General features: G+C 68.9%; 9 protein-coding genes. 7 read left to right on the forward strand and 2 right to left on the reverse strand.

The genetic code is table 11. The annotated features are described in order from the left end of the window. The first annotated feature begins 155 nt into the window (after positions 1-155). From topA to Q673_RS34370, 6 genes are all read left to right on the forward strand, one after another. Positions 156-2,786, forward strand: a complete 2,631-nt coding sequence (gene topA / locus Q673_RS34345) for a type I DNA topoisomerase (RefSeq protein WP_023007343.1) — start codon at positions 156-158, stop codon at positions 2,784-2,786. Continuing rightward, positions 2,783-3,247 carry a DUF6586 family protein gene (locus Q673_RS34350; RefSeq protein ID WP_023007344.1) on the forward strand — a complete coding sequence of 155 codons (465 nt, stop codon included), beginning with the start codon at positions 2,783-2,785 and terminating at the stop codon, positions 3,245-3,247. Before topA ends, Q673_RS34350 begins: the two co-directional genes overlap by 4 nt. A gap of 141 nt (positions 3,248-3,388) precedes the next feature. After that, entirely contained in the window at positions 3,389-3,853 is a 465-nt protein-coding gene (locus Q673_RS34355; protein ID WP_023007345.1) for a hypothetical protein, read from the forward strand. A gap of 9 nt (positions 3,854-3,862) precedes the next feature. Then, positions 3,863-4,294 carry a hypothetical protein gene (locus Q673_RS34360; RefSeq protein WP_023007346.1) on the forward strand — a complete coding sequence of 144 codons (432 nt, stop codon included), beginning with the start codon at positions 3,863-3,865 and terminating at the stop codon, positions 4,292-4,294. A 277-nt stretch (positions 4,295-4,571) separates the two neighbouring features. Then, complete coding sequence (locus Q673_RS34365; protein WP_023007347.1) at positions 4,572-5,186, forward strand: L,D-transpeptidase family protein; 615 nt, start codon at positions 4,572-4,574, stop codon at positions 5,184-5,186. A 197-nt stretch (positions 5,187-5,383) separates the two neighbouring features. After that, positions 5,384-5,647 (forward strand): Lpp/OprI family alanine-zipper lipoprotein, encoded by a 264-nt coding sequence (locus Q673_RS34370; RefSeq protein ID WP_023007348.1) that lies wholly within the window; start codon positions 5,384-5,386, stop codon positions 5,645-5,647. A gap of 103 nt (positions 5,648-5,750) precedes the next feature. Here the strand turns inward: Q673_RS34370 and Q673_RS34375 are convergent, their stop codons facing one another. Together Q673_RS34375 and mfd are read right to left on the reverse strand one after the other, a co-directional pair. Continuing rightward, positions 5,751-6,785 carry a L,D-transpeptidase family protein gene (locus tag Q673_RS34375; RefSeq protein WP_023007349.1) on the reverse strand — a complete coding sequence of 345 codons (1,035 nt, stop codon included), beginning with the start codon at positions 6,783-6,785 and terminating at the stop codon, positions 5,751-5,753. A gap of 145 nt (positions 6,786-6,930) precedes the next feature. Then, positions 6,931-10,380 carry a transcription-repair coupling factor gene (gene mfd / locus Q673_RS34380; RefSeq protein WP_023007350.1) on the reverse strand — a complete coding sequence of 1,150 codons (3,450 nt, stop codon included), beginning with the start codon at positions 10,378-10,380 and terminating at the stop codon, positions 6,931-6,933. A gap of 201 nt (positions 10,381-10,581) precedes the next feature. On the opposite strand from mfd, the gene Q673_RS34385 reads away from it, so the two are divergent. Then, positions 10,582-12,045, forward strand: coding sequence for a glyceraldehyde-3-phosphate dehydrogenase (locus tag Q673_RS34385; RefSeq protein ID WP_023007351.1), 1,464 nt, complete (start codon positions 10,582-10,584; stop codon positions 12,043-12,045). The last annotated feature ends 99 nt before the right edge of the window (positions 12,046-12,144 follow it).

Below are 12,144 nucleotides of genomic sequence, written 5' to 3' on the forward strand. Positions count from 1 at the left end.
GCTATCTGCGATAGCCCTGCCGGCACCCGAGTGCCACTGGCGTGACGTCTGACGCTGGGGTAGGGTAGGCGCATTTTTCGCGCGCCCGGGCTGGGCGGCAGGATTTCGCCAGGCACGGCCATGCGGCCCGTGTCACTGATACTTAGTGGAGCACTATGGGCAAGTCACTGGTCATCGTCGAGTCGCCGGCCAAGGCGAAGACGATCAACAAGTACCTCGGCAACGACTTCATCGTGAAGTCGAGCGTGGGCCATATCCGCGACCTGCCGACCAGCGGCTCCGGCAAGGCGGCCTCCGACCCCAAGGAGCGTGCCCGTCAGGCCGCGGCGACCCGCAAGATGTCGCCGGAGGAGAAGGCCGAGTACAGGAAGCGCAAGGCCCACGATCAGCTGATCCGCCGCATGGGCATCGACCCCGACCACGGCTGGCAGGCCAACTACGAGATCCTGCCCGGCAAGGAGAAGGTGGTCGCCGAGCTCAAGAAGCTGGCCGCCAAGGCCGACGCCGTCTATCTCGCCACTGACCTTGACCGCGAAGGGGAGGCGATCGCCTGGCACCTGCGCGAGACCATCGGCGGCGACGAGGGGCGCTATCGTCGTGTGGTGTTCAACGAGATCACCAAGGGCGCCATCCAGGAGGCCTTCAAGGACCCCGGCAACCTCAACATGCCGCGGGTGGAGGCCCAGCAGGCGCGGCGCTTCCTCGACCGGGTGGTGGGCTTCATGCTCTCGCCGCTGCTGTGGGCCAAGATCGCCCGGGGCCTCTCCGCGGGGCGCGTGCAGTCGGTGGCCATGCGCCTGATCGTAGAGCGCGAGCGCGAGATCCGCGCCTTCGTCCCCGAGGAGTTCTGGGACGTCCACGCCGACCTGGTCGCCGAGGGCGGCGAGCCGGTGCGCTTCGAGCTGGCGCGCCAGGATGGCCAGGCCTTCCGGCCCACCTCCGAGGCCGAGACCCTGGAGCGCATCGCCGGCCTGCGCAAGGCGAGCCTTGCCATCACCGGCCGCGAGGACAAGCCGACCCGCTCCAAGCCCAATGCCCCCTTCATCACCTCGACCCTGCAGCAGGCCGCCAGCGGCCGGCTGGGCTTCTCGGTGAAGAAGACCATGACCCTGGCCCAGCGCCTCTACGAGGCGGGCTACATCACCTACATGCGTACCGACTCCACCAACCTCTCGAAGGATGCGGTGGAGAGCGTGCGCGACTTCATCGGCGACGAGTACGGCGCACGCTACCTGCCGGAGTCCCCCAACCGCTACTCCAGCAAGGAGGGCGCCCAGGAGGCCCACGAGGCGATCCGCCCCTCCGACGTCGCCCGGCGGGCCACCGAGCTGGCCGGCATGGAGCGCGACGCCGAGCGCCTCTATGAGCTGATCTGGCGCCAGTTCGTGGCCTGCCAGATGACCCCGGCGGAGTACCTCTCCACCACCCTGACCGTGGCCGCCGACGGCTACGAACTGCGCGCCAAGGGGCGGGTGCTCAAGTTCGATGGCTACACCCGGGTGATGAAGCCCATGGGGCGCAAGGAGGAGGACCAGTCGCTGCCGGACCTTGCCGAGGGCACCCCCATGACCCTGGAGGCGCTGGACCCGCGCCAGCACTTCACCAAGCCGCCGGCGCGCTACACCGAGGCGAGCCTGGTCAAGGAGCTGGAGAAGCGCGGCATTGGCCGGCCCTCCACCTACGCCTCGATCATCTCCACCATCCAGGATCGCGGCTACGTCAGGCTGGAGAACCGGCGCTTCTACGCCGAGAAGCTCGGCGACATCGTCACCGAGCGGCTCAAGGAGTCCTTCCCCGACCTGATGGACTACTCCTTCACCGCGCGCATGGAGGACAGCCTCGACGAGGTGGCCGAGGGCGAGCGCAACTGGCGCGAGCTGCTCGACGCCTTCTACGCCGAGTTCCGAAAGGAGCTCGCGGAGGCCGAGAGTGAGGAGGGGATGCGTCCCAACCAGCCGGTGCCCACCGACATCGACTGCCCCTCCTGCGGGCGCAAGATGCAGATCCGCACCGCCTCCACCGGGGTCTTCCTGGGCTGCTCCGGCTACAACCTGCCGCCCAAGGAGCGCTGCAAGACCACCATCGACCTGCTGCCCGGCGAGGAGGCGGTGGCCGCCGATGCCGACGAGGAGGCCGAGACCGACGCCCTTCGCGCCAAGCACCGCTGCCCGAAATGCGGCACCGCCATGGACAGCTACCTGATCGACGAGACGCGCAAGCTGCACATCTGCGGCAACAGCCCCGACTGCGACGGCTACGAGATCGAGCAGGGGCGATTCCGCATCAAGGGCTATGACGGCCCGACCATCGAGTGCGACAAGTGCGGCAGCGACATGCAGCTCAAGAGCGGACGCTTCGGCAAGTACTTCGGCTGCACCAACAGCGAGTGCAAGAACACCCGCAAGCTGCTGCGCAACGGCGAGGTGGCGCCGCCCAAGATGGACCCCATCGACATGCCCGAGCTGGCCTGCCAGAAGGTCGACGACCACTACGTGCTGCGCGACGGCGCCAGCGGCCTGTTCCTGGCGGCCAGCAAGTTCCCCCGTAACCGCGAGACCCGCCCGCCGCTGGTCCGTGAGCTCAAGGCACACGCCGAGGAGCTGCCGGAGAAGTACCGCTACCTGCTCGACGCCCCCAGTGAGGACCCGGATGGCCGCCCGGCCCAGATCCGCTTCTCGCGCAAGACCAAGGAGCAGTTCGTGATGACCGACGAGGACGGCAAGGCCACCGGCTGGAAGGCCACCTACGACGGCAACCGCTGGCAGGTGGAGGACAAGCGCAAGTGACCCCGCGAGCCCGCACCAACCAGCTGCTCTACCAGGCGCAGCTACTGCTGGCCACCCCGGCCGGCGATGACGAGCACGCCGAGGCGCGGCGCATGGCCGCCGAGGAAGGCGCCCTGGCACTCCTCGAGCTGGCGCTCGAGTCGCTGCTGCGCGAAGTGACCGAGCATGCCCGCCTGCCCGGCCACGCCTGGCGCGAGCTGCTGGGTCCCGAGGGGGCCGAGATCGCCGAGCTGCACCGCCTGCGCGAGCTGGCCGCCCAGCCGGGCAGCTGGCTGGCGCGGCTGGTCACCCGCCTCGAGGCCTTGCACTCCGACGACGGCGCCGCCCGGCGCCGCAGCGAGGCGGCCGCCGGCCTGATCGCCGTGGGCGGACCGGCCGAGCTCGGCGACGAGCTGGCCGACTGCCTGGCCGAGGCCAAGGCGGAGATCGCCGCCCTGCGCGAGACCAGCCAGGAGTGGTAGGACCCGCCTGAATCGCCTCGCGTTGACCTGCATCGCCTCTCGTTGATATGCGTCAAGCGCTCACGCCGCCCCTTGGCTAGGATGAAGACAAGGAGCCGAGGCGGCAGCGGGTCGCCGTGATCATGACGGGGAGGTGCCATCATGCGGTTTCATCAGGTGAAGGAGCTGGTCGACTGGGCGGCCGACTACCATCGGCGCCTGGCCGAGCAGTATGCGTCCTTGGCCAGGGGTGAGGTCGGCGAGCGGGTGCGTATGGCACTGGAGTACCTGGCCGAGCGCGAGCGCAAGATGGAGAGCGACCTGACCGGCTACCTGGCGGACGGCAGCGACCATCGCCAGGTGCTTGCGAGCTGGTTCGACGATCCCGCCGACTTCCCCCACCCCCCGGTGCTGGAGCGCCTGCCCGAGTGCATCGACTGTGCCAGCGTGCAGGGTGTACTCTCCACCGCGTTGACGGCCCATCGTACCCTGCAGGATCTCTACGACCATCGTGCGGAGCTTGCCGCCGGCGGCGAGGTGCGCGCCTTCTTCGAGGCCCTCTCACGGGGCCACGAGGCGGAGGTGCGGCGCATCGCCCGCGACATGCAGCGACTCGAGGACTACTGAGGAGCCCCCATGAACGATCAGATACTCTCGCCCAAGATGCTGGGCTACTGGGACGACGACGGCCTCAAGGAGGCCACCGACGAGCCGGGGATCTACTGCGTCTACCGCGCCGCCAAGGATCCCGAGAGCGGCGAGATGGAGGTGCAGGAGCTGCTGCACGTGGGAGAGAGCGGCAGCGCCCGCTACGGCATCCAGCACGACGAGTCCCGCCCCCGCTGGGAGGCCAGCCTGCAGCCGGAGGAGGCCCTGTGGTACGCCATCGGTCCCTGCGGCAAGGCCAATCGCGAGCGGCTCAAGGCGGCGCTGATCAACGCCCACAAGCCGCGCCTGGACGCCGACAGCCCCTACCTGGAGCGCTTCCCCTTCGATCGCACCACCGTCCACCTCTACGGCCGCAAGGAGAAGCTCCAGGCGATCTTCACCGTGGAGCGTCAGGATTGACCCGAGCCCCCTCCCGGTTGACCCGCGAACCCCCTGTGGCCACCCCGGCCCAGGGGGTTCGTCGTCCGGGGCCCCAGGGCCTATGCTGACACGGAGCGCTTATCCCCACGCCAGGAGATCCCCATGGCCGACGCCCCCTCGCCCCCTCGCCCCATCGCCAGCTGCTGCCCGCCTGAGGGGCCTGACAGGGACCCGCCGGATAGGCTATAAAGCCACCAGTCGCGTCGCCGCTCATCCCGCGACGCCCACGCTTTCGTCGACAGGAGTCCCTCTGTCCATGCCACACCTCTCCCGCCGCCGCTTCTCCTGCCTGGCCCTGGCCGCGCCGCTGGCACTGCTGGGCGCCGGGCCGGCCCGGGCCAACCTGGTCGAGACCCAGCTCTCCCGCGCCCATCTGCCGCGTCACGCCGACGAGCTCTGGGTGCTGGTGGATGACCGCGAGGCCGAGCTCATCGTCTACCGCGGCAATCGCCAGCTCGAGCGCTTCCATCCCATCTCGCTGGGCCGCGGCGGGGCGCGCCCGATGCGTCTCAAGGGCAGCAATGCCACCCCCAAGGGCGAGTTCCGGGTCAACCGCTTCAACTTCGAGAGCGACTGGCACCTTTTCGTGGGGCTGGACTACCCGACGCCGACCCACGCCCGGGTGGCGCTGGACGAGGGCATCTACAGCCAGCAGGACTACGATCGCTACTTCGACTACTACCGGCGCAACGGCCATCCGCCCCAGGACACCGTGCTGGGTGGCTTCATCGGCCTGCACGGCATCGGCAAGGGGGACCCGGAGGTCCATCGCCAGTTCCACTGGACCCAGGGGTGCGTGGCGGTGACCGATACGCAGATCGAGCGCCTGGCATCGATGATCGACATTGGCACACGCGTCGTGATCCGCTAGGCTGGTATATGCGCAAGGGACGTTGAAAGCGATGGACAAGCGCCGTTGCGTATAATAAAACAGCGTTTGACTCCCGTGCTTCGGGTACAAGTTGACTCGAGCACAAGTCGCTGCAGACGCGCCTGCATCCGCAGGCAGGACGCCTGAATGTCAGGCTTCTTTCAACGCAGTACCAAGGAAGACCCAAGGAGAACACCATGACTCTGAAGACCACCCTGAAGCTGACCGCCGCTGCTGCTTCTCTGGCCGTTCTGGCTGGCTGTGCCTCTACCAGTGCCCTGGAAGAGGTTCGTCAGACCGCCGAGTCTGCACAGGCCGACGCCGCCGAGGCTCGCAGCATCGCGGTTCAGGCGCAGAACACCGCCAACCAGGCACAGCGTGACGCCCAGGCGGCTCTGCAGATGTCCGAGCAGAACCGTGACGAGATGAACCGCATGTTCCAGCGCTCCATGCAGAAGTAATTCTGTCGAGCGCCGACATCGCCTGATGGCGATGCGGTTCTGCAGCAAGAGAAGACCCCGCCTCGGCGGGGTCTTCTCGTTGGTGGGAAGGGTGCGCCGGCGCTCAGCGCACGGCCACCGCGATGGCGTCGTAGAGACTGGGGGCCTTCGGGGCCTCGGGGGTAGGCGCCTCCTCGGCGGTACGCATCAGCGACACGGTGACGCCGTCCGGCGACTCGACCAGCTCGCGCAGCTGGGCGTAGTCCACCGGCGGCTGTTCTTCGCCGAACGCCTTGCTGACCTTGTCGATGGCGAAGATCAGCGGTTCGAACCCCTCGCGGTTCTCCTCCAGGGTGGGGAAGGATTGCGCCAGCAGCTCGCCATCCTCGCTCCAGCCGGCCTTGAAGGGCTGGTCGATGATGTTGACCCGGGTGCCGCTGGGCACGCGCTGGTAGAGCGACTCGATGTCCTCAGGGAACATGCGGATGCAGCCGCGGCTGACGCGCATGCCGACCCCTTCGGGCTTGTTGGTGCCGTGGATCAGGTAGCTCGGCAGCCCCAGCAGGATGGCGTGGCGGCCCAGGGGGTTGTCGGGGCCCGGGGGGACCACGGAGGGCGCCGGCTCGCCGCGGGCGGCGGCCTCGCGGCGCATGGAGGCGGGCGGTGACCAGGCGGGATCCTTGACCTTGATGGTGGTCTTGGTGACGCCGACCGGGGTGGAGAACTCCTCGCGGCCCACGCTGATCGGGTAGGTCTCGACGATGCCCTCCTTGGAGTAGTAGTAGAGGCGCAGCTCGGAGAGGTTGACCACGATCCCCTCGCGCTCGGCGTCGGGCAGGATCCGGCGTCCCGGGATCATCACCTCGGTGCCCGCGAAGGGCGCCCAGAGGCTGACCTCTGGGTTGGCCATGCGGATCTCCTCGTAGCCCACGTTGTGCTCGCGGGCGATGTCGATCAGGGTGTCACCCTCCTCGACGGTGATGGTGTAGTGCTCGCCGATGACGCTGCCGCTCTCGGGGAGCGCATAGTGACCGCGCGGCAGGTCGCGTACCTCGTCGGCGGTCGGCTCGGCCGCCATGGCGCCGGCCGAGAGCAGGGCGCCGGTGCCGAGCACCAGTGCCAGGCGGGCGCCGCGTTTGGCCAGGGTTGCGGTGTTCATCAGGGGAAGTCGACTCCTGGTGGCATCATGAGGGCGGCGCTGCGTCCTGCAGGCGCCGCCGATAATGGGGCGATGAGACGTCGTGTCATGCTGTCGCGTAATCCTATAGAGTGCCGCGAAAGGCGCGGGTTCGCCAGCCCTGGGGCTATGCCGCCTCTGTCTTCTGGTTGAGGATCTCGAGCAGCTGCTCCACGGTCTGGAAGCGGGCCTCCTCCTGCTCCATGGCGGCCTCGAAGCGCAGGGTATCGGCGCCGTCGAGGCGGTAGCGGCCCGGTTCGCGCTGGATCAGGTTGACCAGGGTCAGTGGGTCGACCCGGGTGTGGCCGCCGAAGAGGATGCGGCCGCGCTCGGCCCCGGCCTCGAGGCGGGTGATCCCCAGGCGCTCGGCGCGCTGGCGAAGCTTCGTCTGGCGCAGCAGTGTCTTCACCGGGGCGGGCAGCAGCCCGAAGCGGTCGATCATCTCCACCTGCAGCTCCTTGAGGGCAGCCTCGTTCTCGGCACTGGCGATGCGCTTGTACATCACCAGGCGTTGCTGCACGTCGGGCAGGTAGTCGCTGGGGATCAGCGCCGGCAGGTTGAGGCCGATCTCGACGCCCTCGTCCAGCGGTGCCTCGATGTTGGGGGTCTTGCCGGCGCGGATGGCCGCCACGGCGCGGTCGAGCATCTCCATGTAGAGCCCGTAGCCGATCGCCTCCATCTGCCCGCTCTGCTCCTCGCCGAGCAGCTCACCGGCGCCGCGGATCTCCATGTCGTGGCTGGCCAGGGTGAAGCCGGCGCCAAGGTCCTCGGCGGCGCCGATCGCCTCGAGGCGCTTGATGGCGTCGCGGGTCATCGCCTTGGGCGGCGGCGTCAGCAGGTAGGCGTAGGCCTGGTGGTGGCTGCGCCCGACGCGGCCGCGCAGCTGGTGGAGCTGGGCGAGGCCGAACTTGTCGGCGCGCTCGATCAGGATGGTGTTGGCGCTGGGCACGTCGATGCCGGTCTCGATGATGGTCGAGCACACCAGCACGTTGAAGCGCTTGTGGTAGAAGTCCGACATCACCCGTTCCAGGGCGCGCTCCGGCAGCTGGCCATGGGCGACCCCGACCCGCGCCTCGGGGACCAGCTCACGCACCGTCTCGGCGGCGGTCTCGATGGTCTTGACCTCGTTGTGCAGGAAGTAGACTTGGCCGCCGCGCAGGATCTCGCGCAGGACCGCCTCCTTGATCACCGCCTCGTCGCGGCGCTGCACGAAGGTCTTCACCGACAGGCGCCGCGCCGGCGGGGTGGCGATGATGGAGAGGTCGCGGATGCCGCTCATCGCCATGTTCAGCGTGCGCGGGATCGGTGTGGCGGTCATGGTGAGGATATCCACCTCGGCGCGCAGGCTCTTCAGGCGCTCCTTCTGGGTCACCCCGAAGCGGTGCTCCTCGTCGATGATCAGCAGGCCCATCCGGGGCAGCTTCATCGACTTGGAGAGCAGCTTGTGGGTGCCGATGACGATGTCCGCCTGGCCCTCCTCGATGCGCTTGAGCGCGGCGGCCTGCCCCTTGCCGGCGGTGAAGCGCGAGACCAGCTCGATGTTCACGGCGGTGTCGGCGAAGCGGTCGCGGAAGTTCTCGTAGTGCTGGCGGGCGAGCAGGGTGGTGGGCACCAGCACCACCACCTGGCGACCGGAGTGCACGGCGAGGAAGGCGGCGCGCATCGCCACCTCGGTCTTGCCGAAGCCCACATCGCCGCACACCACGCGGTCCATGGGCCGCGGGGCGGTCATGTCGCCGATCACCGCGCCGATGGCGGCGCGCTGGTCCGGCGTCTCCTCGAAGGGGAAGGCGGCGGCGAAGCGGGCGTAGTCGGCGTCCGGCGCGGCGCAGGCGAAGCCCTCGCGGGCCTCGCGGCGGGCGTAGATGTCGAGCAGCTCGGCGGCGGTGTCACGGATCTTCTCGGCAGCCTTCCTGCGGGCCTTCTCCCACTGGTCGGAGCCGAGCCGGTGCAGCGGGGCGAGCTCGTCGTCGGCGCCGGCGTAGCGCGAGATCAGGTGCAGACTCTCCACCGGCACGTAGAGCCTGGCGCCGTCGGCGTACTCCAGGGTCACGAACTCGGCGGCCTGGCCCCCGGCCTCCAGGGTCTCGAGGCCCCGGTAGCGCCCCACGCCGTGGGCCTGGTGGACCACCGGGGCCCCGGGCTTGAGTTCCGAGAGGTGGCGGATGGCCAGATCGTCGGCGTCGGTGGCCTTCTCGCGGCGGCGGCTCTGACGCACCACCTCGCCGTAGAGCTCGGACTCGCTGATCACCGCCAGCGCCGGTTCCTCGAGCCACAGTCCGGAGGTGAGCTCGCCCTCGGTGATGGCGATGCGCGCCTCGCCGGCGAGGAACTCGGCGAAGTCCTCGACGTGGGGGGCGTTCAGCCTGAGCGGCGCCAGGGTCTCCTCCAGCGCCTCGCGCCGCCCGCGGGACTCGGCCACGAACAGCACCCGGGTCCCGGCGTTCTCTTCGAGGAAGCGCGACAGCGCCGCCAGGGGCTCCCGGGCCCGGGCGTTGATCGCTACCTCCGGCGGGGCCTGGGTGGCCGGTGCCAGGGCGTGGCGTTGGGCGTCGTCGGCGGTGAGCTCCACCCGTGGGTGGCGCTTGATGGCGGCGAACACCTCGGCCACCGGCACGAAGGCGCGGTGGGGCGGCAGAAGCGGCCGGGTGGGGTCGACGCCGAGGTTCTCGTAGCGGCTCTCGATCGCTCCCCAATGGTGTTCGGCGGCCTCGAAGACGCCCGGCAGCAGCGCCACCCGGGTCGCGTCGGCGAGGTGCTCGAAGAGGGTGGCGGTCTGTTCGAAGAACAGCGGCAGGTACTGCTCGAGGCCGGGGGAGGGGATGCCCTTGAGGGCGTCCACATAGAGCGGGCACTGGCGCGGGTCGACGTCGAACAGCGTCTCGAAGCCCTCGCGGAAGCAGGCGATGGCGGAGCGCGACAGCGAGTACTCGTGGGCCGGCAGCAGCTCGATGCGCTCGACCCGGTCGGCGCTGCGCTGGGTGTCCGGGTCGAAGGTGCGCAGGGTGTCGATCTCGTCGTCGAACAGGTCGATGCGCAGCGGGGCCTCCACCCCCATGGGGAAGAGGTCGATGATGGCGCCGCGCAGGGCATACTCGCCGGGTTCGAAGACCGTCTCCACCGCCCGGTAGCCGGCACGCGAGAGCGCGTCGCGGAAGGCCTCGCGATCCAGGCGCTGGCCCACCTCCAGGGTCATCACCCGCCCGGCGATGTAGTCCACCGGCGGCAGGCGCTGCATCAGGGTGTTGACTGGCACCAGCACGATGCCGTGCTCGCCGTCTTGCAGCCGGCGCAGGGTGCGCAGCCGGGCGGAGACGATGTCCTGGTGGGGCGAGAAGCTGTCGTAGGGCAGCGTCTCCCAGTCGGGGAAGGGCAGCACCGGCACGCGGCTGAAGAAGGCCAGCTCGCTCTCCAGGCGCAGTGCCTGGGCGGTGTCGGCGGTGACCACTAGCAGCGGCGCGTCCTCGGCCAGGTGGGCCAGGGCCAGGGCGGCGGCGCTGCCCTGGGGCTGCTGCCAGTAGAGGGTGTCACGCAGCCCTTGCGGGCGCGGTGGGTCGAGCGGAGAAAATGTCGGCATGGTCTCGTCGTCGGCAGTCGGCGGGTTCCTGGGCCCGGCAGGCTCCTAGCAGGCGGCCATCATACCAGCCGCCCCGGTTCTTGTAGTCAAACGGCCGTTCCTGTAATCCCCCTACAGCGGCTGCGACCATCCAGCGATTGCCGCGGGGGCAAGGCCCCGGGATAATGTCGCCGAATCCCGAACCCACCAGTGAGGCCGCACGTGAGTCAGCAACCCTCCGATACCGTCTTCCAGGAATGGCACGACAACCAGGCGCTTGCCGAGCAGATGATCCCGATGATCGGTAGCCTCTACCGGCACAACAACGTGGTCACCACGCTCTACGGGCGCTCGCTGTTCAACCGCAGCGTGATCCGCATCCTGAAGGACCACCGCTTCGTGCGGAAGGTGGAGGGGACCGAGCTCTCGGTGCAGGACACCTACCCGCTGGTCAAGGCGATGACTGAGCTCAACCTGGGGCCGGCCCACGTCGACGTGGGCAAGCTGGGCGTGGCCTACAAGAAGCAGGGCGGCGGCGATGCCGTGGCCTTCCTGCGCGAGCAGCTCGCCGAGATCGTCGATGGCCACGACCCTGCCGCCGGCAACGGTGAGCCCAAGGACGTGGTGCTCTACGGCTTCGGCCGCATCGGTCGCATCCTGGCCCGGGTGCTGGTGGAGAAGGCCGGCGGCGGCAACCTGCTGCGCCTGCGCGCCATCGTGGTGCGTGGCCGTGGTGACATCGCCAAGGACCTCGAGAAGCGCGCCAGCCTCTTGCGTCGCGACTCCGTGCACGGCCCCTTCGACGGCACCATCAGCGTCGACCCCGAGGCGCGCACCATCACCGCCAACGGCAACGTCATCCAGGTGATCTACGCCGACTCCCCGGCCGACGTCGACTACACCGCCTACGGCATCGACAACGCCGTAGTGGTGGACAACACCGGCATCTGGCGCGACGAGGCGGGCCTCGGCCAGCACCTCCAGTGCAAGGGCGCGGCCAAGGCGCTGCTCACCGCACCGGGCAAGGGCGACATCAAGAACATCGTCTACGGCATCAACCATGAGGCGATCACCGAGGGTGACAGCATCCTCTCGGCCGCCTCCTGCACCACCAACGCCATCGTGCCGGTGCTCAAGGTGCTCAACGACGAGTTCGGGGTCGAGCACGGCCACGTCGAGACGGTGCACAGCTACACCAACGACCAGAACCTGATCGACAACTACCACAAGGGCGACCGCCGCGGCCGCAGCGCGCCGCTCAACATGGTGCTCACCGAGACCGGCGCCGCCAAGGCGGTGGCCAAGGCGCTGCCGGAGTTCGCCGGCAAGCTCACCGGCAACGCCATCCGCGTGCCGACCCCCAACGTCTCCATGGCGATCCTCAACCTGCGCCTGGAGAAGGAGACCGACGCCGAGGCCCTCAACGACTTCCTGCGCCGCATGTCCCTGGACTCCCCCTTCCAGAAGCAGATCGACTACGTCGACTCCCCGGAGGTGGTCTCCACCGACTTCGTCGGTAACCGCCACGCCGGCATCGTCGACGCCAAGGCGACCATCGCCAACGGCAAGAACGCCGTGCTCTACGTCTGGTACGACAACGAGTTCGGCTACAGCTGCCAGGTGATCCGCATCCTGCAGTACATGTCCAACGTGCACTTCCTCAAGCTGCCGGGCGCCAAGGCGTAAGGTCAGCCGCAAGGGGCAAGGAGTCAAGGGGCGGGGCGAGAGATCGCCTTGCCCCTTGTCGTTGATGGGTCAGGCTCTCTTGCCTCCTTGCCTCCTTGC

Source organism: Halomonas sp. PBN3 (assembly GCF_000475415.1).
Classification (GTDB): Bacteria; Pseudomonadota; Gammaproteobacteria; order Pseudomonadales; family Halomonadaceae; genus Halomonas; species Halomonas shengliensis.